At 70.3% G+C, this 23,965-nt stretch carries 22 protein-coding genes and 2 pseudogenes; 12 read left to right on the forward strand and 12 right to left on the reverse strand.

Annotated features, from left to right (window positions below):
• The 3 genes from GR130_RS17685 to GR130_RS17695 form a co-directional block, all read right to left on the reverse strand.
• Positions 1-4,278, reverse strand: a complete 4,278-nt coding sequence (locus GR130_RS17685; RefSeq protein WP_159505632.1) for a bifunctional nitrate reductase/sulfite reductase flavoprotein subunit alpha — start codon at positions 4,276-4,278, stop codon at positions 1-3.
• A 351-nt stretch (positions 4,279-4,629) separates the two neighbouring features.
• Positions 4,630-5,337 carry a M24 family metallopeptidase gene (locus tag GR130_RS17690; protein ID WP_236573099.1) on the reverse strand — a complete coding sequence of 236 codons (708 nt, stop codon included), beginning with the start codon at positions 5,335-5,337 and terminating at the stop codon, positions 4,630-4,632.
• Between the two features lie 400 nt (positions 5,338-5,737).
• Positions 5,738-6,751, reverse strand: a complete 1,014-nt coding sequence (locus tag GR130_RS17695) for an NADP-dependent oxidoreductase (protein ID WP_159505633.1) — start codon at positions 6,749-6,751, stop codon at positions 5,738-5,740.
• 117 nt (positions 6,752-6,868) lie between these two features.
• Between GR130_RS17695 and GR130_RS17700 the strand changes: the two genes are divergently transcribed.
• Both GR130_RS17700 and GR130_RS17705 read left to right on the forward strand, forming a co-directional pair.
• Positions 6,869-7,855, forward strand: coding sequence for a GlxA family transcriptional regulator (locus GR130_RS17700; RefSeq protein WP_159505634.1), 987 nt, complete (start codon positions 6,869-6,871; stop codon positions 7,853-7,855).
• A gap of 132 nt (positions 7,856-7,987) precedes the next feature.
• Positions 7,988-8,989, forward strand: a complete 1,002-nt coding sequence (locus GR130_RS17705) for an alcohol dehydrogenase catalytic domain-containing protein (RefSeq protein ID WP_236573101.1) — start codon at positions 7,988-7,990, stop codon at positions 8,987-8,989.
• An 84-nt stretch (positions 8,990-9,073) separates the two neighbouring features.
• On the opposite strand, the gene GR130_RS17710 is transcribed toward GR130_RS17705, so the two are convergent.
• The gene (locus GR130_RS17710) at positions 9,074-9,547 is read right to left on the reverse strand and encodes a carboxymuconolactone decarboxylase family protein (RefSeq protein WP_159505635.1); all 474 of its coding nucleotides are present in this window, start codon (positions 9,545-9,547) and stop codon (positions 9,074-9,076) included.
• A 409-nt stretch (positions 9,548-9,956) separates the two neighbouring features.
• On the opposite strand from GR130_RS17710, the gene GR130_RS17715 reads away from it, so the two are divergent.
• Positions 9,957-10,622, forward strand: a complete 666-nt coding sequence (locus GR130_RS17715; RefSeq protein ID WP_236573102.1) for a class I SAM-dependent methyltransferase — start codon at positions 9,957-9,959, stop codon at positions 10,620-10,622.
• 452 nt (positions 10,623-11,074) lie between these two features.
• Here GR130_RS17715 and GR130_RS17720 read toward each other — a convergent pair whose 3' ends face one another.
• Positions 11,075-12,052 (reverse strand): quinone oxidoreductase family protein, encoded by a 978-nt coding sequence (locus GR130_RS17720; RefSeq protein ID WP_159505636.1) that lies wholly within the window; start codon positions 12,050-12,052, stop codon positions 11,075-11,077.
• Positions 12,053-12,143: 91 nt separating this feature from the next.
• Between GR130_RS17720 and GR130_RS17725 the strand changes: the two genes are divergently transcribed.
• Positions 12,144-12,494 carry an ArsR/SmtB family transcription factor gene (locus tag GR130_RS17725; RefSeq protein ID WP_159505637.1) on the forward strand — a complete coding sequence of 117 codons (351 nt, stop codon included), beginning with the start codon at positions 12,144-12,146 and terminating at the stop codon, positions 12,492-12,494.
• A gap of 231 nt (positions 12,495-12,725) precedes the next feature.
• Here GR130_RS17725 and GR130_RS17730 read toward each other — a convergent pair whose 3' ends face one another.
• The 5 genes from GR130_RS17730 to GR130_RS17750 form a co-directional block, all read right to left on the reverse strand.
• The gene (locus GR130_RS17730) at positions 12,726-13,268 is read right to left on the reverse strand and encodes a DUF1707 SHOCT-like domain-containing protein (RefSeq protein WP_159505638.1); all 543 of its coding nucleotides are present in this window, start codon (positions 13,266-13,268) and stop codon (positions 12,726-12,728) included.
• Positions 13,269-13,277: 9 nt separating this feature from the next.
• Positions 13,278-13,655, reverse strand: a complete 378-nt coding sequence (locus GR130_RS17735; RefSeq protein ID WP_159505639.1) for a hypothetical protein — start codon at positions 13,653-13,655, stop codon at positions 13,278-13,280.
• 39 nt (positions 13,656-13,694) lie between these two features.
• A complete protein-coding gene (locus GR130_RS17740; protein WP_159505640.1) occupies positions 13,695-14,126 on the reverse strand; it encodes a hypothetical protein in 432 nt (143 codons plus the stop codon).
• Positions 14,127-14,400: 274 nt separating this feature from the next.
• On the reverse strand, positions 14,401-15,075 hold the full coding sequence (locus tag GR130_RS17745; protein WP_159505641.1) for a hypothetical protein: 675 nt from the start codon (positions 15,073-15,075) through the stop codon (positions 14,401-14,403).
• A 1,050-nt stretch (positions 15,076-16,125) separates the two neighbouring features.
• Entirely contained in the window at positions 16,126-16,743 is a 618-nt protein-coding gene (locus GR130_RS17750; protein WP_236573105.1) for a TetR/AcrR family transcriptional regulator, read from the reverse strand.
• A gap of 140 nt (positions 16,744-16,883) precedes the next feature.
• Between GR130_RS17750 and GR130_RS17755 the strand changes: the two genes are divergently transcribed.
• The 5 genes and pseudogenes from GR130_RS17755 to GR130_RS17775 all read left to right on the forward strand — a co-directional run.
• A complete protein-coding gene (locus GR130_RS17755) occupies positions 16,884-17,156 on the forward strand; it encodes a hypothetical protein (protein ID WP_236573107.1) in 273 nt (90 codons plus the stop codon).
• Entirely contained in the window at positions 17,153-18,001 is an 849-nt protein-coding gene (locus tag GR130_RS17760) for an NAD(P)H-binding protein (RefSeq protein ID WP_236573109.1), read from the forward strand. The genes GR130_RS17755 and GR130_RS17760 overlap by 4 nt, the downstream gene beginning before the upstream one ends.
• 622 nt (positions 18,002-18,623) lie before the next feature.
• Positions 18,624-18,740, forward strand: a pseudogene (locus GR130_RS41585) (hypothetical protein); the annotation flags it as partial.
• Between the two features lie 103 nt (positions 18,741-18,843).
• A complete protein-coding gene (locus GR130_RS17770; RefSeq protein ID WP_236573985.1) occupies positions 18,844-19,203 on the forward strand; it encodes an SAM-dependent methyltransferase in 360 nt (119 codons plus the stop codon).
• 106 nt (positions 19,204-19,309) lie between these two features.
• A pseudogene (locus tag GR130_RS17775) lies at positions 19,310-19,450 on the forward strand (sigma factor); the annotation flags it as partial.
• Between the two features lie 295 nt (positions 19,451-19,745).
• On the opposite strand, the gene GR130_RS17780 reads toward GR130_RS17775, so the two are convergent.
• A complete protein-coding gene (locus GR130_RS17780) occupies positions 19,746-19,976 on the reverse strand; it encodes a hypothetical protein (protein ID WP_159505644.1) in 231 nt (76 codons plus the stop codon).
• A 286-nt stretch (positions 19,977-20,262) separates the two neighbouring features.
• Between GR130_RS17780 and GR130_RS17785 the strand changes: the two genes are divergently transcribed.
• From GR130_RS17785 to GR130_RS17795, 3 genes are read left to right on the forward strand one after another with little or no spacing between them, the layout of a single operon-like run.
• Positions 20,263-21,213: a hypothetical protein gene (locus GR130_RS17785; RefSeq protein ID WP_236573110.1), complete on the forward strand. Its 951-nt coding sequence runs from the start codon at positions 20,263-20,265 to the stop codon at positions 21,211-21,213.
• Positions 21,214-21,232: 19 nt separating this feature from the next.
• The gene (locus GR130_RS17790; RefSeq protein ID WP_159505645.1) at positions 21,233-21,892 is read left to right on the forward strand and encodes a hypothetical protein; all 660 of its coding nucleotides are present in this window, start codon (positions 21,233-21,235) and stop codon (positions 21,890-21,892) included.
• Positions 21,873-22,715, forward strand: coding sequence for an inositol monophosphatase family protein (locus tag GR130_RS17795; RefSeq protein ID WP_159505646.1), 843 nt, complete (start codon positions 21,873-21,875; stop codon positions 22,713-22,715). The genes GR130_RS17790 and GR130_RS17795 overlap by 20 nt, the downstream gene beginning before the upstream one ends.
• A 21-nt stretch (positions 22,716-22,736) precedes the next feature.
• On the opposite strand, the gene GR130_RS17800 is transcribed toward GR130_RS17795, so the two are convergent.
• Positions 22,737-23,924 (reverse strand): SLC13 family permease, encoded by a 1,188-nt coding sequence (locus tag GR130_RS17800; protein ID WP_236573112.1) that lies wholly within the window; start codon positions 23,922-23,924, stop codon positions 22,737-22,739.
• Positions 23,925-23,965 lie beyond the last annotated feature (41 nt).

Here is a 23,965-nt window from a genome sequence, read left to right on the forward strand (position 1 = left end):
TCAGTAGACATCGCGGACGTAGCGTTTGTCCGCGGAGAGGCGCCTGACGTAGGCGGTGGCCTCGTCGGTGGCCATGCCGCCGTGGGTGGCGGCGATCTCCTTGAGTGCCTGGTCGACGTCCTGAGCCATACGTCCGGCGTCGCCGCAGACGTAGAAGTGGGCGCCGTCCTGGAGCCACTGCCACAGACGGGCCCCCTTTTCACGCATCCGGTCCTGGACGTAGATCTTGTTGCGCTGGTCGCGGGAGAAGGCGAGGTCGAGGCGGTCGAGGTGGCCGGATGCCTGGTACGTCTCCAGGTCCTCGCGGTAGTAGAAGTCGGTGGCCTGGCGCTGTTCGCCGAAGAAGAGCCAGTTGGGGCCGGTGTGGCCGCGGGCCCGGCGGTCTTCGAGGAAGCCGACGAAGGGGGCCACGCCCGTGCCGGGGCCGACCATGATCAAGGGTGTGGCGGGGTCGGCGGGCGGGCGGAAATGCGGTGAGCGCTGCACGAAGACCCGTACCGGGCCGTCGTCCGCACAGTCGGCCAGGTAGGTCGAGCAGGTGCCCTTGCGGTCGCGGCCGCGGTCGTTGGTGTAGCGGACGACGGAGACGGTGAGGCGGACCTCGCTGGGGTGCGCGAGTGGGCTGGAGGAGATGGAGTACAGGCGGGGCTGGAGGCGCTTGAGTACGGAGGTCCATTCCGCGGCGGACGCGCGGACCGGGAACTCGGCGACGACGTCGGCGGCCTGGCGGCCCCAACTCCACTTCGCCAGCGCGTCCTTGTTGTCGGGCCGCAGCAGTCGCTTCAGGTCCTGGCTGCCGGTGCGGTCCGCCACGAATCTGAGCAGGTCGGTGGTGATGCGGGTGATGTCCAGTCGGGTGCGCAGGGCGTCTTCGAAGGGGATGGGTGCGCCGTCGCCGATGTCGACGGGTTCGTCAGGGGCCAGTCCGGTGAGGGCGAGCCATTCGGCCACGAGACCGGCGCCGTTGACCGGCCAGACGCCGAGGGCGTCACCGGCGTCGTAGGCGAGTTCGCCGTCGCGGGTGTCGAAGGCGAACTGCCGTACCTCCTTCTCGGAACCCGGCAGGCTCAGCAGCCGGTTGCCGACGAGAAGGGTGGCGAACGGTGATGCCTTGGTGTGGCCGGCCGGTGCGGCAGCCGGTGGCGGGGAGGCGGTGGTGGGTGTGGCCGCGACGGCTGAGGCGGCGGCGGGTTCGGTGGCGGTCGTCGCGATCCCGCCCGTGGCCGGGGGTTGACCGTCTTCGGGGGTGGCCAGGGCGGTGACCACTTGGCCGAGCCACTGCTCGGCGGTCTCCTCGAAGTCGGGCTCGCAGTCGGTGCGGGCGACGAGCCGGGTGGCTCCGAGCGCGTCCAACCGTTCGTCGAGCCGGCGGCCGTGGCCGCAGAAGTCGTCGTAGTGGGAGTCGCCGAAGGCGAGGACCGCGTACCGGATTCCCTCCAGCGGCCCGGTGTCCGGGGCGGACAGCGCCTGCCAGAAGTCGGCGCCGTTGTCCGGGGCGTCGCCGTCGCCGAAGGTGCTGGTGACGATCAGCAGGTCGATGCCGGTGGCGAGTTGGGCGGGCACGACGTCGGTCATGGGCAGCAGTTCGGGGGTGCGACCCGCCTCGGTGAGGTGTGCGGCGGCCGTCGTGGCGAAATCCTCGGCGTTGCCGGTCTGCGACGCCCACAGGACGACCAGGCGACGGGCCGGTACCGCTGCGTCGGCTTCCGGCCCGGTGGTCTGCGCGGGCATGTGGGCGGGTGCGGTGATTGTGGGCGCCGCGGTGCGCGAGAACATGCCGGCGAGGACACCGTCCACCCACAGTGCCCGTTCGGGGGCGATGGGCGCGTCGGGAGGCAGTACGGGGACACGTCCGTCGGGCGGGGCCAGGGCGAGACCGGAGAGATAGCCGGAGAGGTAGCGGCGCTCCGGCTCCGCCAGTGGAGCGGGGGCGAGGTCGCCGATGCCGAACAGTGCGGCGAGCGCGGGGACGGCGGAGTCCGACCGGGCGGCTGCGCCGGCCGCGGCCGGTACGGGGGTCATGGGCTCTCCCCGGTGTGCGGTGTCCGCCGGGGCGGGCTCGGGCCGGGTGTCCGGGCGGGCCTCGGGGACGGGGGCGGTCGTCTTGGTGAGGGTGACGGCGCAGACCTTGAACTCGGGCTGGAAGGAGATCGGATCTACTGCGTCGTTGGTGACGGCGTTGATGCTGAGGTATTCGCCGAACAGGTCGTTCCAGTGGAAGGGGGCGAAGCACGTGCCGGGCCGGACCCGGTCGGTGACCACGGCGGGAAGTACGGCTCGCCCGCGGCGGGAGGCGATCTCCACGTGGTCGCCCTCCGCGATCCCCAGTGCGTCGGCGTCCTCGGGATGGACTTCCACGAAAGGGCCGGGGTTGAGTCTGGCGAGTTTGGCGACCTTGCCGGTCTTGGTCATCGTGTGCCACTGGTGCTGCAGGCGGCCCGTGTCGAGCACGAACGGGTAGTCGTCGTCGGGGAGTTCGGCCGGCGGCAGGTGCGGACGTGCGTAGAACCGGGCGCGTCCGCTCGGGGTCGGGAAGGCCAGGCGGGGGCGTGTGCCGTCCTCGCGTTCCAGCAGTGCCTGGCTGACGCCGTCGTTGAGGTAGCGGATCGGGTTGCGGTCCGGGCCGCCGGCGTCCGGTGCCGGCCACTGGACCGGGGTGGCGCGCAGCCGCTCGTAGCTCACCCCGCGCAGATCCCAGCCGGTCCGGGGATTCCACGCCTGCTTGAGCTCCTCGAACACCTCCTCCGCGGAGGCGTAGCCGAACGCGTCCGCGAAGCCCATCTCGCAGGCCACCCTGGCGATCAACTGCCAGTCGGGCAGCGCCTGTCCGGGCGGGTCGACGACCCCTTGTACGAGGGTGAGGTTGCGCTCGGAGTTGACCATGACGCCGTCGGACTCCGCCCACAGCGTCGCGGGCAGCACGACATCGGCGTACGCATTGGTCTCGGTGTCGGCGAAGACGTCCTGCGTGATGACGAGTTCGGCGGCCTCCAGACCGGCGATGACGGTCTTGCGGTTGGCGACCGAGGCGACCGGGTTGGTACAGATGATCCAGCAGGCCTTGATGTCGCCGGCGGCCAGTCGCTCGAACATCTCGACGGTTCCGCGCCCGACTTCGGTACGCAGGGAGCCTTCGGGTATCCGCCACAGTCGCTCGACGAAGGCCCGCTCGGCGTCGACGAGCACGGAGCGCTGTCCGGGCAGCCCCGGTCCCATGTACCCCATCTCCCGGCCGCCCATGGCGTTGGGCTGGCCGGTCAGCGAGAACGGACCGGACCCCGGACGGCAGATGGCGCCGGTCGCGAGGTGCAGGTTGACCAGGGCGTTGGTGTTCCAGGTGCCGTGAGTGGACTGGTTCAGGCCCATGGTCCAGCAGCTCGTCCAGTCACCGGCCTCGCCGATCCACCGCGCGGCCTGCCGGATGTCGGCCTCGGCGAGCCCGGTGATCTCCGCGACCCGGTCGGGCGGGTAGTCCGCGAGGAAGCCGGGTATCTCCTCCCAGCCCTCGGTGAACTCGGCGATGAACTCCTCGTCGGTGTGGCCGTTCGCGACCAGCAGATGCAGCAGGCCGTTCAGCAGGGCGAGGTCGGTGCCGGGCCTGATCTGCAGGAAGAGGTCGGCCTTGTCGGCGGTGGCGTTGCGGCGCGGGTCGACGACGATCAGTTTGGCGCCGGTCTTGACCCGGTCCAGCATCCGCAGGAAGAGGATCGGGTGGCAGTCGGCCATGTTGGCGCCGATCACGAAGAACACGTCCGCGCTGTCGAAGTCCTGGTACGAGCCGGGCGGGCCGTCCGCACCCAGCGACAGCTTGTAACCGGATCCGGCGGAGGCCATGCACAGTCGTGAGTTGGACTCGATCTGGTGGGTGCGCACGAAGCCCTTGGCCAGCTTGTTCGCCAGGTACTGCGCCTCCAGGGACATCTGCCCGGACACGTAGAAGGACAACGCGTCCGGCCCGTGCGCGTCCAGGATCGCCCGCAGCCGCCCGGCGACCGCTGTGATGGCCTCGTCCACCTCCGTCTCGACCGTCTCGGCGCCACGCTCGGCACGTACCAGTGCCTTCTCCGCACGGCCGGGCGCGGCCATCATGTCCGCGCTGGTCGCCCCCTTCGTGCACAGGCGGCCGAAGTTGGTGGGGTGTGCCTTGTCCCCGGACGCCTTCGTCGCGCGGCGGCGGCCGTCAGCGGGGTCCCGCGTCACGTCCAGGACGATCCCGCAGCCCACCCCGCAGTACGAGCAGACCGTGCGGACACCGCCGCCCTTCGAGCCAGATGCCACCGAAACCCCACCCCGCGGTGCGTGTGCCTTCCCGAACCGGGACCGCCCCGCAGGTGGCGGGCAGCCCTGTGACCAGCACCGTAGAAAGAGCGAATTTCCGGCCCGTCACACGACAGGAGCGTCCGGGGTTACGCCTCACGCACACGTCGCACCGGTGCCATGTGAGGCCAGCGCGTCCCTATGCCGCGGCGGCCCGCACCGGCGCACGACCAGGGACGACGCGAGGACGGCTACGGCCGCGCCTGCGCCCGCGACCACGCCCTGCCACGACCGGAATCGCTCAGCAGTCGGGCGAGTCGGTGTCGCCGGGGCGCCGATGGCATCTGCCCGCCGGGTGCCGGAACCGGCACATCAGGCGAGGTCGAGGAGCTGCTCGTAGAACCCGCCGAAGCCCCGTTCCCGGTCGACCAGATGGAGTTCGAGGATCCAGTGGCAGGTCCGGCCCGCGCGGTCGGTGCGGCGCAACGGGGTGTTGTTCTCCGGGGTGATGTAGGAATCGGCCTTGGCGCCGTCGTTCGTCTCGTGCGGGAACTCGCCGACCAGGTGGCCGGCATGCCAGATGCCGATGGCCCAACCGGCCGCCGTGGCAAGGCGCTCGACCTCGGCGTACAGCTGACGGCCGGTGATGTCCGGCTGCGCGGTGAAGAAGGCACGGCCGGCGTCGAAGATGCGCGGCAGGTCCCGGCGGAGGCGGTGCTTGTGCGGATCGTCCCCGAAGACATACGTGCGGCCGAAGTCCGCCTCGTACTCCTCGAAGATCGGCCCGAAGTCGGCGAAGGCGATGTCGCCGGGCCCGATGACCCGGTCCGGCGGATTGTCCCGGTACGGCAGGAGGGTGTTGGGCCCGGAGCGGATGATCCGCTTGTGCCAGTGCCTGGTGGTGCCGAACATCTCGTTGGCCAGGTCGCGGATCAGGTCGCTGACCTCGCGTTCACCCCGGCCGGGGGCCACCAACCCACGCCTCTCCACCTCGTGGAACAGCGCGACGGCCTTCTCCTGAGCCGCAATCAGCCCCTCGACCCGCCGGGCCTCCTGCACATCCGCTGTCTCGTCGGTCACGAGGACTCCTGGGCGTTGTCGGGTGTTGCCGGGTGTTGCGCCAGTCTCGATCGATCATCGTATCGGCGCGTCCGCCGAGGCAAGAGGATTCCTGCCGGATGCACAGCCATGCCGTGAGCATCCGGCACCTCTCAGGGCTGATCCTCCTCGAACAGGGGCCCTCACTCGGCGAGTTCGCCGATCACCACACACCCTCGCGAAGGACATCCGGGCGATGGCGACGATGCACGGGTGGGGGAGCGGCAGACGGCCGACAGGGTTCCAGGAAGTCGCCGCCGATGCGGATCCGCTGGGGAGGCCGCCCGTTGCCGGCCGCAGTCGACGGGCCGGTGCCTCCCCAGCGGCTGCCTGGGCCGTACCGGGATGGGATGAGCGGAAGTCTGCGGAACTCCGTCGCCGATCAGTCGCCTGCGCCGCCTGTGGCGGTCATGACGAGCACCAGCTTGCCCGCCGTCCGATTCGTCTCGCCGAGCTCGTGCGCCTTCGCGGCCTGCGCCATCGGGAACGTACCCGCGACCTCCGCGCGGAGCGCGCCCACCTCCGCAAGCTCGGCGATCGCCTTCATCCCCGCGTGATCGGCCTCGACGAGCAGCAGCTCCGTACGCACCCCGAGCCGGTCCGCCTCTTCGGCCAGCCCCTGCGCCGCGAAGGGCAGGATCGAGACCAGCAGGCCGCCACGGCGCAGCGTGCGCAGTGAACGCAGCTGGTACTCGCCGCCGATGGTGTCCAGGACGACGTCGACATCGTGGACGGCTTCGGCGAAGTCGGACTGCCGGTAGTCGATCACCTCGTCGGCACCGAGGCCGCGCACGAACGCGTGCTTGGCCGCGCTGGCCGTAGCGATCACATACGCGCCGCGCGCCTTGGCGATCTGTACGGCGAGGTGGCCCACGCCCCCGGCCGCGGCGTGGATCAGCACACGGTCCCCGGTCCGTATCGCGGCCGTGTCGGCAAGTGCCTGCCAGGCGGTCAGGGCGGCGAGCGGGAGTGCCCCGGCCTGGACGTGGTCGATCCCCGTGGGCTTGTGGGCGAAGGCGCGGGCGGGCCCGGTGACGTACTCGGCGTGGGAGCCCACACCGTGCGGATAGGGCAGCATCCCGAAGACCTCGTCGCCCGGCTTGAACAGGGTGACTCCGACTCCGACCGCCTCCACCACTCCGGAGACGTCCCACCCCAGTACGAACGGCGGCTCACCGAGGAAGATTTCGCGTGACCGGTGCTTCCAGTCGGTGGGGTTGACTCCTGCCGCGTGGACTCTGACGAGCACCTCGCTCAGACCGGGTTCCGGGCGCGCCACCTCCACTTCCTTCAGTACCTCGGGCCCGCCGAGGACGTCCTGGCTCATCGCCCGCATCGTGCCGTGCCCGGTCGTGACGTGCTCGGCGGTGGTCTTTTCCATGGTCTCTGCACTCATGCGGTCCACACTGCCGCCCGGTGGCGGCACGGGCAATGGCATGATGGTCACTATTCGATAGGATCCTGCCAGCCAACCAAGAGGCGGGGAGGACCGATGGGAAGGACCGGTCGTGTCATGGGCCAGACAGCGCAGCCGGAATCGACGCACCGCATCGCCGTCCTGGCGCTCGACGGGGTGTACCCGTTCGAACTCGGCATCCCCAACCGGGTCTTCGGCAGTGTGCACGGCCGCTACGAGCTGCTCACCTGCACCGCCGACGGCCGTCCGGTGCGCACCGACGCCGACTTCGAGATCGCCGTCGAGCACGGTCCCGAGGTGCTGCGCACCGCCGACACCGTGGTGATCCCGCCGTTCGACCTGGCACTGGCCACCGCCGAACTCCCTGAACCCGTTGCCCGGGCCCTCGCCATGATCCGCCCCGGCGCCCGGCTCATCTCCATCTGTACCGGTGCCTTCGTCCTCGCGGCAGCCGGACTGCTCGACGGCCGCCCCGCCACCACGCACTGGGCGCTCGCCGAGAGCTTCCGGCAGCGGTTCCCACAGGTTCGGCTCAACCCCGAGGTGCTCTTCATCGACGACGGCGACATCCTCACCTCGGCAGGCGCGGCCTCGGGCGTCGATGTGTGCCTGCACGTGGTGCGCACCGACCACGGAAGCCAGGTGGCCAACCATGTCGCCCGACTGTGCGTGGTGCCGCCGTGGCGGGAGGGCGGCCAGGCGCAGTACATCGAACACCCCGTCCCCGAACCCACCGCCGCCACAACGGCCGCCACCAGGCAGTGGGCGCTGGAGCACCTGCACCTGCCACTGACCCTGACCGAACTCGCAGGCCACGCGCAGATGAGCGTACGGACCTTCGCGCGACGCTTCCAGGACGAGGTCGGGACCAGTCCGGGACGGTGGCTCATCCAGCAGCGCGTCTCCCAGGCACGCCAACTCCTCGAAACCAGCGACCTGTCCGTGGACCGGATCGCCGGCCAGGTCGGCTTCGCGACGGCCACTTCCCTCCGCCAGCACCTCCACGCCGCCATCGGCGTACCCCCACTCACCTACCGGCGCACCTTCCATGCCACCCGCAAGGCCGAACCCGCCACCCGGTGAACGTCCGCGGTCTTTCTGACGGGGCCGCAGGGGTGGCTTCGTCGGCGTATGCGGTGGTGTTCCTGGAAGGGCTCGTGTGAGGAGGCCCTGGATCCAGATCACTGCGGCACTCTGGTGCCGCCCGGAGGGGGCATGCTCCCGGCTGTCGTGCCGGAGCGGGAGAGTAGGTTCGTGTTCATGCAAGCGGTTGTGATCGACGGCAGGGGCGCGTTCCGGCTTGAACGGCGCGCTGATCCGGTGGCTGGGCCCGGCCTGGTGGCAGTGCGGGTCCGCGCCGCAGGGCTCAACGCGGCCGACCTCCAGCAGGCCCGGGGTGACTACCCGGCGCCGCCAGGCTGGCCGGCCGACATCCCCGGGCTGGAAATCGCCGGTGAGGTCGAGCAGGTCGGGGCGGGGGTCACGGGAGTGAGCGTCGGTGACCGGGTAATGGCCCTCGTGGGTGGCGGTGGCCATGCCGAGAGGATCGTGGTGCCCGCCGACTTGCTGCTTCCGATACCCGCGGGGTTGTCCTGGCGGGAGGCAGCAGGTTTCCCGGAGGCGTTCAGTACTGCTTGGGACGCACTGGTCGTCCAAGCCGGGGTTCGCGCAGGAGATCGGGTTCTGGTCACTGGAGCCGCGGGCGGGGTCGGTACGGCCATGGTGCAGGTGGCCGCCGTTTCCGGCGCCCATGTCGTGGCAACCGTGCGCCGGACCGAACTGCACGACCGAATGAAGGAACTCGCCCCCGTCGGCGGCAGCGTAGAGGTGGTGGTCCCTGGTGAGGAGAGCGGACGGGCGCCGTACGACGTCGTCGTCGAGCTGGTCGGCGGGGAGGACTGCCTGCGGCGGGTTGAACTGCTGCGTACTCGGGGGAGGATTCTCGTTGTGGGGGTCCAGGGCGGGTCGGTGGCCCCCTTGCGCATGTTCGACCTGATGCTTGCGCGCGCCCAGCTGATCGGCACCACCATTCGGGGCCGCTCCCACGCAGAGAAATCGCTCCTCGCGGCCACGGTGCGCACAAGTGTCGTCCCGCTGCTGGCCGACGGCAGGCTGCGGGTACCTGTCGACGCGGCCTTCCCACTGGACCGTCACGCCGACGCCTACGCCCGGTTGGCCGGCCCGGGGAAGTTCGGCAAGGTCGTCATGCTGCCCTGACGGCACCACACCCCGGGCCCCACGAAGCGGTGCCCGGGGTGGTGGCTGCCGGTGCGGACGGCACCGGCGGCCACGGCCGTCCCATCAGTGGAGCTGGCCGACCTGGTAGTCGCCGGCGGGCTGTTGGGTGATGACGTTCCCGCGGTTGAAGGCGTTGATGATGGCGATCTGGGCGACCAGGGCGGCGAGTTGGTCCTCGTCGTAGTGCTTGGCCGCGTTCGCCCACACCTCCTCCGGTACGCCTCCGGCCGCGTCCGCGATGCGGGTGCCCTGCTCCGCCAGCTCCAGCGCGGCGCGCTCGGCGTCGGTGAAGACCGTCGCCTCGCGCCAGGCTACGACCAGGTTGAGGCGCACCGAGGTCTCCCCGGCCGCGGCGGCTTCCTTGGTGTGCATGTCGATGCATCCGGCGCAGCCGTTGATCTGGCTGGCGCGGAGCATCACCAGTTCGCGCGTCGCGGCCGGCAGTGTCGAGTCCGCGAGCGCCTTGTGCGCCGCGATGATGTGCTTCATGGCCTTGGCGGCGGCCGGGCTGGTCATGAGGTTCAGTCGAGCTTCCATGGTGCGCTCCTGCGTCGTTGTCGGTGGTGACATCGTCTTGGACGAAACAGCTCCCGCACGTTGTGACACGAACCAATGTGACCTGCGTCTCGCCACCGCGTACCGCGGCAGGGGCCAACCGCGAGGTCGTTCAGATCCGCTGTCGAGGGGTGGTGCCCGGCGCCGGGCGTCCCCAGTCACTCCGTGTTCGTGGCGTGAGTCGGGGCGGCGGACGCGAAGCCGGCTCCGTTGTTGACGGCCATTCGGCAATGAGGCCGTTCCGACACTCTTCCTTCACCACATCTCCCCGGGCATTTGCCGGTCGTTTTACCAGGTCAGGGGCACACTGGTCCGAATGATGTTGCTGAACTGGGTCATCCAGCAACGCAACGGGCAATACCGGTACTTTCACTATCGCAGTGGGTGACTTGTGGCTGAACTGACTCTGTTCCTCCGGGAGTACGCGAGGACGCGTCAGGACGTGGGGGCGATCGCCCCGAGCAGCGCCCGGCTCGGCAGAGCCCTCACCCGATACGTGATCCCCAGCCCTGGTCGCCCCCGCGCGGTACTTGAGGTGGGGCCCGGCACCGGAGCGGTGACCCGGCACATCGCCGGTTCGCTCGGCCGACTGGACACCCTGGACCTGATCGAGGCCAATCCGCGCTTCGCCGACCTGCTGCGCCAGACATATGCCGGTGATCCCAGGCTCCGGATCCGCACGGGCCTGGTGCAGGAACACGAACTCGGCTCCTACGACACGATCGTGTGCGGCCTGCCGTTCGCCAACTTCGAGGCCCGGACCACGCAGGAGATCTTCGACCGGCTGCTCGGGGCCCTGCGGCCCGGCGGCACGCTGTCGTTCTTCGGCTATGTGGGAGGCGAGACGATGCGCCGGACGTTCGCCGACGCGGCGGACCGCGAGCGGACCTTCGCCGGTCTGGGCGTACTGCGCCGCATCCTGCGCCGGCACACCTTCCGTACGGAGACGGTGCTGGGGAACCTGCCGCCGGCCCGGGTCCATCATCTGGTGCCGGTGAGCCCACCGGTTCACCCCGAACGCGAACGGTCCTGTGACTGCCGAGAGGCGTCCTCCTGACTGGTCCGACGTAGCGCGACCATCCACCACCGAGACCTGCTCGGGCCGGGCGTGTCCGGTGGGTGGTCGCGTGTTTCGGTGGAAACGCCGTCCAGTAGGCCGGTGAGATCTCGCCTTGTCTGTTGGGTCCGTCTTCGCAGGTCGGCCCGGCGGGGGCCGTAACGCCACCGCCGGGCGCATCGTAGCCCCAGCCTATGCCGCGTTGACGACGTCGACGAATTGCGCGATGACGGGGTCGAGTTGATGAATCGTCATGCGGGCCTCCGGCGACTGTGACGCGACGGGGGCTGTGGTTCCTCCCCGAGCCATGGGTCGACAGAACCGACAGAACCCCTCAATGGCGCGGATACGCCCAACGGTCGCCGCGTGCCCCAAGCTCAACTTCACGTGTCCGGTCGGCGCACGCCTCCGTAGTACCGACCAGGCGACCCTGAAGGGGTCTCATCGGCCTTCTACGCAGCCACTCGTAGCAGTAGCTTGCCGGTGGTGGTCCGGCTACCCAGGAGCCGGTGCGCCTCGGCGGCTTCGGTGAGAGGGAATTCGGCGGTGACGGGGAGTTCCACGGTGCCGTCGGAGACCGTACGGAAGGCTCGTTCGGCCAGTTCCCGCAGCGCCCCCGGGGCGGTGTGCGCCAGGGAGAGGATGGAGAAGCCCGCGACGGAGTGGCCTGTCGGGTAGAGCTCGGACTGGCCCACCTGCCAGGGTTCGGCCGAGGAGGCGTTACCGAAGGAGACCAGTCGGCCGAAGACGGCCAGCGAGGCCAGGCTGCGGCGGAAGGTGTCGCCGCCGACCGGGTCGAGGACGAGGTCGACGCCCCGGCCTGCCGTGGCACGGCGCACCTCGTCGGGGAAGTCGTCTGAGCCGAAGACCTCGTCGTAGCCGTACTTGAGGGCATGACCGGCTTTCGAGGGCCGGGAGACGACCCCGTACACCGCGCCCGCTCCGGCTGCCTTTGCCAACTGCCCGACGACCGTGCCGATTCCCCCGGCCGCTCCCTGGACGAGCACGCTCTCCCGCTCGCGCAGCCGTCCCACCTCGTGAAGCAGTGCATGGGCCGTCGGCAGCACGGTGGGCAGAGTGGCAGCGGTGCGCAGGTCCAGGCCGTCCTGTACGGGGAACACGGTCGCGGTGTCGGCGACCACGACTTCCGCGTACGCCCCGTGCGGCGTCAGAGCGGCCACCTCCTGGCCGGGATGGAACGCCGCCACCCCCTCGCCCACCGCACGGATGCGGCCGGACACCTCCAGGCCCGGCACGAACGGCAGCGTGGGCACACGGTAGCCCTCGGCCCGCGCCTTGAGATCGGCGAAGTTCACCCCGGCGAAGGCGACATCGATACTCACCTGCCCCGGGCCGGGCTCGGGTACCTCGACTTCCACCGCCGAAAGGACCTCCGGGCCGCCATACCGCTCAAACCGCACCACACGCATACGGACACACCTCACCGAGCCGAGTGTTCAACGGACATCGAACACCCGGAGTGTATGATGCTCATCGAACACCAGGCAAGGGGGGAATGACATGGCAGACCGAACAACCCGAACCGCCGGCCGCCGGGCCGCCCCCGCGCACACCCACCCCGACGACGTCCCGTTGCAGACCGCACTGGCCGCGCTGGCCGACCCGGTGCGACTCCGACTGGTCCGTGAACTTGCCGGCAGCGACGACTGGACCCGTGCATGCGGCAGCTTCGACGTACCGGTACAGAAGGCCGCACTGAGTCACCACTTCTCCGTGCTGCGCCAGGCGGGCATCGTCGAGCAGCGCGACATGGGCCCGAAGCGGGTCAACCGGCTGCGCCGTGAGGAGTTCGACGCCCGCTTCCCCGGGCTCCTCGCCCTGGTCCTGCGCCCGGACCCGCTCGACCGCTGAGCCCTCCGAGCGAACGGTGAGCTGTCCGCCCGGCCGGTGGACCACCGGAGGGACTCCGCCGGACCCCGTCCCGTCGGGGATGACTGTGCTGACTGCCGCCTCGCGCGTCTCCTCGTGGGTGGCGGCTTCACCCTGGGCTGCCTGACCAACTCGGTGAACCTATGCCGCCGCGGCACCAGCAGTCGGCGGAGACAAAGTGCCGGACGTGTGCTTCTGGTGCCGGATGGAGCCTCAACGCCGGGCGTGGCGGATCTCCAATCGCCCGAATCCCATGGCGCCGGAGATTCGGATCTTCGGCCCGCCGGGGCCGGTACGCCGCGGGGTCTTGTAGCGCAGGTCCTTCCACTCAGTGTGCAAACCTTCGACGTCAACGACCGCGTCGCGCGGCACCGTGATTTTGGCCCCGCCGGTTCCGAGTTGCAGCTCGATGTCGACGACCGGATGCTCGATGATCGCCCGGGACAGATCCAGACGCACCCTTCCGTAGGCGGACTCGACCTTGAGGATCCGAGGTACCCGCCATGCGCCGCGCCGCTGGATCCGTCCGCCGGCGGCGGCGATCGTCGACGTGGTGCCCGGGTGCTCCTCCGGGAGTGAGGCCAGGGCCGACACGAGCTCGCTGTGCGCCTTGGCGGTGAGCACCTGATCGAGGCGTTCGTCCAACTCCTCGTGCGAGACGAGCCCTTCGGTGTACGCCTCCTGCAGACGCTGCACGGCCGAGTCGCGGTCGTCTTCGCCGATCAGTGGCGGCGAGTCCTCCGGTAAGGGATTCACCGTTCCACCCTACTGCCGTACCGGCGAAGCGAACGCGTCAAGGTCCGTAGTGGGTAAGGCATCTGGTGGGGGCGGTCGACCACACAGGAGTCCTTCCATGAGGTCGATCTTGCTGGTGCGGCAGTAATCGGTGATGGTGGCGTCCAGGCGCCCGGTCTCGAAGTGCTTGTTGGCGGCCTGGCCGCCACGGCAGTAGGCGAAGTGGTCGCAGGTGGCGCGGCATGCGGTGATGCCCTGCAGGGCTTCTTGCACCCACGGTATGGATGGCGCACGGGCCAGGATGGTGTCCGGCGAGGCGGTGAGGATGTTGCCGGCGGTGAAGGGGCCGTGGCGAGGTGAGGAGAAGCCGGCCAGGTCCGGGTGAGTGGTACGACTTCTCCGTCCCACGTGATCAGTGGTAGCGGGCTGAACGGCCGGATAGCGGGTTCACCGGTGCGTCCGGCGAGTTCGGCCCACAGGCAGCCGAGAGCGTGGTCGAAGTCGCTTATGGGCAGGCCAGATTCGGCATGCCAGGCTGCTACCAATGCTGCCCCAGAAATCGGCGGTTCCGATACCAGGTTGACCTGGCTGGTGGACTCCTTTTCGTTCGGCGAGGTTCACGCCGAGAGCGCTGGCCCCCAGCTCGCGGGCGAAGGCGTACAGCCGGCATGCGGTGGCTGGTACGGGGTCGCGGACGACAGCGATAATGCCGAAAGGTATGCCGTGGTGCTGCAGGCGGCGGATGCCCTCCAAGGTGCGGCGGGTGGTGGGGCGCCCGGCGCTGTCGGCGCGCAGTGCGTTGTCCTGGCTCGGGCCGTCGATGCTGATCGTGACCTCCACCGAGCGCGCCGCGAGTAGTTCGCACCACTCGTCGTCCATGAGGGGGCGGTTGTCTGCACGGCGTGCCGCAGGGGATGGTCCGTCCAGGCGGCATCCGCGCAGACCTCGGCCGATTCCTGCCAGTCGGCGTTCAGTTCGCGCAGGTCGGCTGCCAGGCCAGCCGGTCGTACAACTCCCGGTCCGCCTCAGGCATCGCCGGGTTCGGGAGCTTCGCCGGCCTCCGGGAGCTGTTCGGGTGCGGTCCCGCGACGCCCGTCCGCGCAGGTGCGACCGCCGCCTGGCCGGGCTGGGGCGGAGCCGCTCGCTCACGGCGTCACCGGCTGAGGCGGAAGGTCTTCCCCTGGTGGCTCTTCGCGGAGCAGGACGCCTGCTCCTGCGCGGTCATCTTGCGGCTCTTGACGACCACGGCGTTGCTCACACCGTCCGTGGCGTTGGGCGCGGGGCCGGTGACGGTGTCCGGGACGTACCAGTAGTAGTGGCCCCACTTGGGGCTGTCGTAGTGCGTCTGCCAGGTGCCCGAGACGGTCTGCATCACCTGGGCGCGGGAGATCCAGCCGACCTCGCCCGGCTGCACCGTCATGTTCAGGGAGCTGGACTCGGAGTGGGAACTCGACCAGGTGTGGCTGTAGTTCGCCGTCACGCTGAGGTCGATGATGTCCGCGATCTTGCCGCCCACGGTGATGGACACGCCGACGGAGTCCGTGGAGCCCACGGTGTCGGACCAGGTCATCGACTGGGTCGCGGGCGAGGTACTGCAGTTGTAGAGCGAGTCGGAGACCTGGCGGAAGTCGCCGAGGTATGCCTTGCCGAGCACCGGGTCGTTGAAGCTGCACTTACCCAGGCCGGAGGCGCAGTCGGCTATGAGCTCCTTGCGGGTGGGGCCGCTGTCGGCCGCGGCGGGCAGGGCCATCGCCGCCACCATGCCCACCGCCGTCGCGGTCAGGGCTACCGCCCGGCCGCCGTGGCGCAGCGCTCTGTTCGTCGCCATGTCCGTTCCTCTCGATCCATGCGTGGGGGAGGGGCGATTGATGCCAATGTGCTTGGAATCGCCGCCCGTTGAGGAAGAGACTGATGTAAACCCATGCTCAAATATACCAAGAATGGGTAAAGTTGTAGTTGATCGTTCAGTCACCCCCGCTGTGATCTGCAAGCAAAGGGTTTGCTGTCTCGCAACCCGGTTGCGGACCTGCCTGTCCCTCAAGCGATTGACGCGCACTCAGCCGCCAGGGGACGCACCCGGCCGGCTTCTCCTCGCCCCGGCTGCGGCGATGACCACCGCCGCCTTCGAGGAGTTGCACCATGGATGCCACCCGCGCCGACCGCTCAGCCGGAACGCGGCAGCCGACGGCGCGGTCATCCCGCTGCGCATGACCGCGCGCAAGCCCTGCGCCTCAGCGGCACACCGCAGTGACGGGAGCGACTGGCATGACGACAGTGGTGCGGGCTCGGATCTGTCGCCGATCCGGGTCCGTCGCGTCTCCGCGGGGACGGCGCACGCGTCGGTTCAACGATGCGCCGCCAGACGCAATTCGGCCTGCTGTCCGGCCGGCGCGGCGCGGTGGTGCCTATATGCGGATGGTCGGCAGCGGCTCGGCGGTTGACCGGGCGGGGCGTGAGGGGGCAATCCGGAATACACCTGGAACGTGCCGTAGGGCAGCCGTTGCGTGAAGTCGGGTTCCGGGCACGCCACGAAGACGGCGTCGAGGTCCGAGGGCAGCGTGGGCGGGAAGGAGACCAATGTCTACAACCAGTTCATGAGAGACGAACTTCCCAAGTTCAGGCGAAGCACCCGGAGATGAGCTGCAAAGGCGCGTTCGAAGGGGTGGCAGGGATGTGGAAGTCCTCGCCGGCCAACCCGAACAAGGCGTGAACGAGCCTCGGAGTTCGCGTCGGTCGTCGGTCACCCCGGACGGGGTCGTGTTGCTTCGTCACTTCACTGACGGGCTCCGACGGGAGAATGTGACGGTTGGACGAAGAACCCCTGCTGGCCGACGGCTTGAGGAGCACGTGGACCCGCAGCGGGCCAGCCGCGTCGCGTTCAGCGGCACAGGGCGCGCTCCGCGGCGTCGGTGAGGATCGCGATGGCTTGATCGGGTTGCCGTTCCCGGCCGGTGCAGAGCAGATCGAAGCTGTCGAAGCTGGTCAGCAGCCACAGGACGTCGGACGCCTGCTCGGCGGTGAGGCCGTCGCGGAGCACGCCCTGCTCGGACAGGCGAGTGGCGAGGCCCTTCATGCCCTCGGCGCGTCCGCGTTCCAGGCGCTGGACCGCGCCGCCGACCGCTTCGGCGTCCAGCTGGGCCATCGAGTACAGCGCGCGGAGCACGTCCCGGTGCGCCGCGTACATCAGCACGGTGCCGCTGATGCCGCCGCGCAGGCCCTCCCGGGCGTCCGGGTGGTGCGCCGCGCGCACCATGGCGGTGAAGCCGCCGCGTTGGAGCAGGTCCATGCCGAGCGCGTCGAACAGGCCCGCGCGTGAGCCGAAGGCGGTGTAGATGGTGGAGCGCGACACCTCCGCGAGCCGGGCGACCTTGTCCACGCTGACCGGTTCGGCCGGCGCGTCGGCCAAGCGCTGGTACACGGCGTCGAGGATGCGGCGCCGTGTCTCCTCCGCAGCCCGAGCGCGCAGTCGCTGCTCGTACTTCCGAGTCGGGGGCATGCTCCGCATCCTAGCATTCGCTTGACAGGCTGACTTCTGAAATACAAGCTGTCCGATGAAATGAGGTCGGCCTCGGCCGACGCATGGAATCAGGGGGCGGTATGCAGGTGATGGTCCGGTACACGTTCAGGCCGGAGCGAGTGGACGAGAGTGTGGCTCTGCTGCACGCTGTCCACGCAGACCTTGAGCGGGCCCGTCCGCGCGGCCAGCGGTATGAGACCTGCCGGCTCGACGGCAGCGGGAGCTTTCCGGCTCTGATCACCTCCGACGGCGACCCGGTGGCAGCCCCGCACCACCAGTTGGCCTCGTTCCACCGCTACCTCGCCGCTCTGAGTGAGGTGTGCTCCGAACAGCCAGTGGCGACCTGCGTGGACGAGGTCGGCTCCTATCGGCCATGGGAGACCTGGGCGTGACGAAGATCCTTGTGACCGGTGCGACCGGCAATGTCGGCCGGCAGGTTGTCGCCCAACTCCTGACTGAGGGCATGGGAGCGCGGGCGCTCCTGCGTGGCACCGGGGCGGCCGGGCTCCCGGCGGGAGTGGAGGTCGCGCGCGGAGACCTGTCCGAACCGGGCACGCTGGACGCGGCTCTTGCGGGGATCGACCGGGTGTTCCTGATCTGGCCCTTCCTCACGACCGACGGCGCCCCCGCCGTGCTGAAGGCGATCGAAAGTCATGCCCGCCACGTCGTCTACCTCTCCTCGTCGGGTGTCCGCGAGGACGCCGAGCGGCAGAGCGACCCGATCAACCAACTCCACGCCGACATGGAGCGCCTGATCGAGCGCTCCGGACTGGGGCGAACCATCCTGCGATCGAGCACGATCGCCTCCAATGCCTTGGGCTGGGCCGGGCAGATCCGCAGTGGGGAGGTCGTGCGTGGTCCTGACATCGCACCCGCCGCGGTGATCCACGAGGGCGATGTCGCGGCCGTCGCGGTGCGCGCACTGGCCGACGATGGCGGCCAGGCGGACGCGCGGCACGTCCTGACTGGGCCTCAGATACTGAGTCGGGCCGAGCAGGTGTGGGCGATCGGGGAGGCTATCGGCCGCCCGTTGCGCTTCGACGGGATTCCCGCCCATGCCGCACGACGGCAGATGCTTGCGGACGGGCGGCCACCGGCGCTGGTGGAGGCCCTGCTGGCCAGTGCCGAAACGCGGACCGCAGCGAACCTGATCTCGTCTGCCGTGGAAGAGGTCACGGGAGCGCCCGCGCGCACGTTCCGTCAATGGGCCTCCGACCACGCCGTCGACTTCCGTTGAGGCGTTCTGGTCACCGCATGACGACGATCGGCTTGCCTCGGACGTGGCTGTCGCTCAGATCCGCGTACACCCTGGGCGCGTCCGCCAGACGTAACGGCGGGAGGGGACGGCGGCGGCCACTGAGAGGTGGGCTGCGAAGCCGGCCAGGTCGCCGGGCAGCGCCTGCACCGTTCGTCTTCCGGCGCTGCGGTGGCGATGGCAAGGACCCGCGCGCCGGCCAGAAGCGGGACCAGGGCGCTGCCCACCCCTCCGGCCGCGCCAATCACCAGGACCGGGCCATCGGGCTTGAACTCCCCGGCCCGCACCACGGAGTGCGATACCTGACCGCACGGTCCGTTGTGGTACGAGGGCGACATGATCCGAGCCGATGCCGTACGAAACCGGCGCCTGCGGCTCGGCTCCGCCGCGGCGGAGCCCGCCGAGCACGGTATGGACGTCTCGATCGCGCGGATCGCCACCCGCGCCGGGATCGGCAAGGGGACCGTGTTCCGTCACTCCGCCGGCAAGGAGCAGCTGGTGGCCGCCATCTTCACATGCCGGCGACCGCTCCGTCTGCCAGGTCACCGCCGCGATCTCGGTCAGCGAACCGAGCGTCAGATCCGCGAGCGAGCGCCTTGCGGGAGTGGCCGAGTGGCTCACCGCCAGGGCGCGGCGAGCCGGTGCCGTGCGCGAGGACGTGACGGGACACGACATCGTGCTGCTGCTCGGCGCTGCCTTTCAGGCGGCGCGGCCGGTGTGCGACGCGGTGCCGGGGCTGTGGCGGCGCCACCTCGACCTGATCCTCGACGGGCTGCGCCCGGAGGCCGCCCGTCCCCTGCCCGATCGGGCATGTCGAGTCGGCACTGACAGGCCGGGCGGAGGCACCCCGACAGCCCGACGAGGGAGCCCCCGACGCCTGGCTCGTCTTCGGCGTCCAGTACGTCCCCGCCCTGGACGGCCTCACCCCGGGCACCGACGCACTGCTGCTCACCTGGCTCGACCGCGCCGACCGCGACACGCTCTCGGTCCACCCGCGCGGCAACGCTGCCCTTCCGATCACCGGCGTCTTCGCCACCCGCTCGCCCGACCGCCCCAACCCGATCGGCCTGCACACCATCCGCATCCTGTCCGCCGCCGGCCCGCGCATCCACGTCCGCAACCTCGAAGCCCTCGACGGGACCCCGATCCTGGACGTCAAGCCCATCCTCACGCCCCACCGCTGACCGGACACTTCCGACCCTGTGGTGATGAGTTCTCCGTCACTGCCCTCACATCGGCGGCCTCTGGAGGCTCATCCGGGTGAGCCTTGACGAGGGGATGGAGTGACAGGTGAACGAGAACGAGCGGTTGGCCGAGCACTTCGAGCGGGAGCGCCCGCGGCTGCGTGCGGTGGCCCATCGGATGCCGGGTTCTGTGGCGGAGGCCGACGACGCGGTACAGGACGCCTGGCTTCGGCTGAGCCGGTCCGACGAGACCGCGGCGGTGCCTTCCTGGAGCTGAAGCGAGCAAGGAAGGTCGCTCCGAACCACACGCGATTCCACCCGTCCGTACGCGAAACCCTCGGATCGCTGCTGCGTATGGATGCACATCCGTCCTTCGAGCTCTGCGCGTTCGGCGCCTGGGCAGGCGCCACGTAGCACAACCCGGCTATGCAGACGGTGAGTTGGCTCGAATTGGGTACGGACAGTTTGTCCGCGCACACTTTGCCCCCGGGCCTGATCGGCGGCGGCCAAGCCGTCGACCTTCCAGATGGCCACCCCGAGAGTCATGCCTGCACGTTGTTGTAGCCGTGGTCCATCGCCTTCTCGATCACGGTGCCGGACGCGGTGAAGGACGGTGCACCGACCAGCCGGTCCTGGTCGTCGGAGGGGGTGAGGGTGAGGCTGACGCCGGCCATCGACTCGGCCATGGTGTGCCCGGCCAGCCGGTGGGCGGCGGCCTCGTGGGAGGTTTTCGACGTGCCGTCCAGGCAGTCCAGCAGGGAAGCCCCCACCATCCCGTGGCGAGTTCGTCGCGCAGGGCGTCCTGCGGACGACCGTCAGGCAACTGGCTTGAAACCGATGTGCGGAGGGAACAGGCCGCCGCGAAGCCGCTGATCGTCCCGGAGACGGTGGTCAGCGATCGCGGAAGGGTGTTCCTCTCGTACCAGCGGGCTCCGGCGTCACGTCACGGGCCCGGCGCGGTAACTCCCCGCCTCGGAAAGGACCTTGCGCCCCCCGGCAGTCCTGGCCAGAGCCGTCCCGTTGCTCCTACGATGCCAGGGAACAGGAGGGGGATTCGACGTGGTACAGCGTGTGGGACGGGTGGAGTTCGGCGTCGCCTGGGTGATCAGAAACCTGGACGGGCTCGTCGCCGTGGGGCTCGGCCTGACCATCGGCCTGTTGCACATCTTGAGCGACGTCATCAGCGACAAGGTGTCGTCGGGCGCGACGCTGCTGGTGCTTGGCACGCTCGCGGTCGGCTCGTTGACGGAGAGGGTGCGCCGCAAGTCCGACATCGAGGAGGCATCCGCGGACACCCGCCGCGCCCTGGAGGACCTCGCCATGGTCCGTTCCCTCTCGGGGCACCAGGTCGGCGACGCGCTGGAACGGGCCCGCGCACAGACCAACCGGTGGTACTTCAAAGGCGGCACGGGCACCTACCTGCGCGCTGTCACGCTGCCCCGCTGCGTCGAGACCGCCACCCGCCAGCGCGCTCAGCTCAGCATCAAGATCGACATCATCAACCCGGCGGACGAGCATGCCTGCGCCGCCTACGCCCGCTTCCGCCAGACCTTCGCCCGCCGCCGCAACGACGACACGGCACACGCCTGGACCGCGGACCGCACGCGCAAGGAGGCGTACGCCACGGTCCTGGCCGCCTGCTGGTTCCGTCAGCGGCTCGACACCCTGGAGATCAGCGTCCATCTCTCCTCGGGTGTCCCCACCCTCCGCTTCGACCTCTCCGAGTCCTGCCTGATCATCACCCAGGACGACCCGAACCGCGTCAACCTCCTGGTCGCCCGCGACCAGCCGCTCTACGACTACTACGTCACCGAGCTGCACCAGAGCCGCGAACAGGCCGTTCGCCTCGACCTGCGCGGCGTTGCGCCCCTGGGCGACGAGCCGACCGTCGACGAGGTCCGCGCGGCCTTCGACGACGTCGACCTCCCCCTTCCCTCGGTGCTCAGCGACGCCGACGTCGCGGAGATCATCGAGAAAGCCCTGCACGCTGAGGATCCCTACCGGAGGTGAGACGCCTCCGGCGCGGCTCATGGACTACGACACGCTCGACCGACTGCTCCGGCCCGGCGCCCCGGGGGAGGCACCCCGCGCCGGCGTCGCCGACGCCCTGGAGGACATCGCCTGCGGCAAAAGGGAGTTACGCGCGGTCCGGCACCCGCTCGGCTTCCTGTGCCTGCCGCTCGTCCGCGACGGCGTCCGCGGCGTCTGCGTCCACCTCTTCGGCACCGGCATCCACGCCGACCCCACCGCCGCCCCCATGCACGCCCATAGCTGGGAGCTGCGCAGCTACGTCCTCTACGGCCGGGTCGGCAACCTCCCGGTCGCCGTGACGGAGGAGGCGCGCAGCCCCACCCACCGGATCTTCGAGGTCTTCAGCGCTCCCTCGGGCGTCGACGAACTGCGGCCCACCTCCCGCCTGGTGCACTGCGAACCGGGCCCCGCCGTCTCCAGTGGCAGCGGCGAGACGTACAGCCTGCCGGCCGGGGAGTTCCACGCCACCGTCGTCGCGCGCGGGCAGCCCGCCGCCACCTTGGTGCTCGGCCGGTCGCTGCCCGGCTATACCGACCTCTCCCTGGGCCCGCTGCACGGCCGCGGCCACCGTACGGTGCGCCGGCGGTGCGGCGCGGAACACACCGAACGGACCGTCCGCACAGCACTCAGGAGGATCCATGCCGAGCAGCGCGACTGACCGGGACGTCGCACCGTACGCGAGCGAGACGCGGGTGGCCGTCGCCGCGGCGGAGGAGGCGGGGGCCCTGCTGCGCAGCCGCTTCGGCGCGGCGCGCGCGGTGGGCGTCAAGGATGCCGGGGGCGACGTCGTCACCGACCTCGACCTGGCCGCGGAGAAACTCATCCTCGCCCGCCTCCAGACGCACTTCCCGCGCGACCGGATCCTGTCCGAGGAGGCGGGCCTCCTCGACGCCGTCGGCCGCCGCACCTGGCTGGTGGATCCGCTCGACGGCAGCAACAACGTCGCGATCGGCCTGACCGCGTACGCCGTCGGCATCGGGCTGTGCGTGGACGACGCGCCGGTCGTCGGCGTGGTGCACGAACCGGTCACCGGCTTCACCTGGCGGGCCGTCCGCGGACAGGGCGCGTCCTGCGGCCTCGACCGGCTGCTGGGCCCGTCCGGCGCGGTGCCGCGCAGCGGGCCGGTGGTGGCCTGGACCCAGGGCCACGCGGTGGGCCGGACCGACCCGGTGGCCACAGGGCTGCGGAGCCAACTGGAGAGCAGTGCCCGGCGGGTGCTCCAGTTGTGGGCACCGCTGCTGGGCTGGAGCATGCTGGCGCGCGGTGCGATCGACGGCTTCGTCGGCTACCGCGCGGAGGGCATCGACTTCCCCGCGGGCGCCCTGCTGGCCGCCGAGACGGGCGTGGAGTTCCGCACCCTGGCCGGCGGCCCCTTCACGGTGGGCTCGGGCGGCCCGGACACCGACCGCAGCTTCGTCGCCGCCCGCGGCGACACCCTGACGTTCCTGCTTGAGATGGTCGCACGCGCGCGGGTCGCCTGAGCGTGGGCCGGGGGCGGCCGTTCACCCCACCGCCAGCGCCACCGTCGCCGCCAGCGTCGCCGTCACGGCCAGGACGAACCCCGTCCCCATGAAGCGCCGCAGCGGGATGACCGTGCCCTGGCCGCGGCACCGCTCGAACCACAGCAGCGTCGCCAGCGACGCCCACGGCGTGACCAGCGGGCCGACGTTGGTCCCTATGAGCAGCGCCAGCAGCTGGTGGTAGTTGCCGACCGGCACCGCCGCCTCGCCCGCCATGTAGACCGGCAGGTTGTTGAGGGCGTTGGACAGACCCGCGCCCACGCCCGCCGAGCGGAGCATGCCGCCGAGGCCGCCGTCCGGCCCGACCGCCGCCGTCAGCAGCGTGTGCAGCCCGTGCGCGTTCACCGTCTCGACGACCAGGAACATCCCCGGCACCAGCACCAGCAGCCGCCACGGCACCAGCGACAACCGCAGCTCGGCGGGGCGCCGTACCGCGAACGCGACGACCACGATCAGCATCGTGGTCAGCGACGCCGACCACAGCGGCACGTCCACGACGAGGATCGCCAGCAGGAAGCCGGCACACGCCAGCGCGCACACCCGGAACAGCACCGGATCGGCCGGCGCCCGCCGCTCGGGCGGTACGTACCCGTCGTGGCCCCGCCGTCCGCGCCGCCAGTAGAAGCCCCACAGGCACGCCATCGTCACGGCGACCGCGGCCAGTTGGGGCGGGCCCATCGTGGCGGCCATCGCGGTGGGGGAGAGCCCGACCCGGTTCGACGCCAGCAGGTTCGTCAGGTTCGACACCGGCAGCAACAGGCTCGCGGTGTTGGCCAGCCAGACCGTCGTCATCGCCAGCGGCACCGGCGCGATGCCCACCCGCCCGGCCAGCGCCAGCATCACCGGCGTCAGCAGCACCGCCGTGGTATCCAGGTTCAGCGCCATGGTGGTGACCGACGCGAAGAGCACACACAGCCCGAACAGCCGTGGATAGCTGCCCTTTCCGGTCCGCGCCACCCAGGACGCCACCGCGTCGAACACCTCCGCCCGGCCGGTCAGTTCGGCCATCACGATGACCGTCGACAGGAAGACCAGCAGCGGCCCGATACGCGCCATCGCTTCCCCGGCGGGCGCGGCAGGCAGCAGCCCCGTGGCCAAACACACCAGGCCGCAGGCGAGCAGCCCGGCGGCGAGCCAGTCCAGGGGATGCACACGCTTGAGGAATCGCACGCCCGCAAGCGTCGCACACGCGGCCGGACGGGGAGGGGGAG

Origin of the sequence: Streptomyces sp. GS7, assembly GCF_009834125.1 — a bacterium.
Lineage (GTDB): Bacteria > Actinomycetota > Actinomycetes > Streptomycetales > Streptomycetaceae > Streptomyces.

Bases quoted from the DNA above. Each gene is read 5' to 3' on its own strand.
- GR130_RS17705 (WP_236573101.1), top strand. From the start codon at position 7,988: ATGCTCCCGGCTGTCGTGCCGGAGCGGGAGAGTAGGTTCGTGTTCATG.
- GR130_RS17725 (WP_159505637.1), top strand. From the start codon at position 12,144: ATGGCAGACCGAACAACCCGAACCGCCGGCCGCCGGGCCGCCCCCGCG.
- GR130_RS17790 (WP_159505645.1), top strand. From the start codon at position 21,233: ATGGACTACGACACGCTCGACCGACTGCTCCGGCCCGGCGCCCCGGGG.
- GR130_RS17695 (WP_159505633.1), bottom strand. From the start codon at position 6,751: ATGAGTGCAGAGACCATGGAAAAGACCACCGCCGAGCACGTCACGACC.
- GR130_RS17780 (WP_159505644.1), bottom strand. From the start codon at position 19,976: ATGGTGGGGGCTTCCCTGCTGGACTGCCTGGACGGCACGTCGAAAACC.
- GR130_RS17740 (WP_159505640.1), bottom strand. From the start codon at position 14,126: ATGGACGACGAGTGGTGCGAACTACTCGCGGCGCGCTCGGTGGAGGTC.
- GR130_RS17750 (WP_236573105.1), bottom strand. From the start codon at position 16,743: ATGCCCCCGACTCGGAAGTACGAGCAGCGACTGCGCGCTCGGGCTGCG.
- GR130_RS17795 (WP_159505646.1), top strand. From the start codon at position 21,873: ATGCCGAGCAGCGCGACTGACCGGGACGTCGCACCGTACGCGAGCGAG.
- GR130_RS17710 (WP_159505635.1), bottom strand. From the start codon at position 9,547: ATGGAAGCTCGACTGAACCTCATGACCAGCCCGGCCGCCGCCAAGGCC.
- GR130_RS17720 (WP_159505636.1), bottom strand. From the start codon at position 12,052: ATGCGTGTGGTGCGGTTTGAGCGGTATGGCGGCCCGGAGGTCCTTTCG.
- GR130_RS17700 (WP_159505634.1), top strand. From the start codon at position 6,869: ATGGGCCAGACAGCGCAGCCGGAATCGACGCACCGCATCGCCGTCCTG.
- GR130_RS17745 (WP_159505641.1), bottom strand. From the start codon at position 15,075: ATGGCGACGAACAGAGCGCTGCGCCACGGCGGCCGGGCGGTAGCCCTG.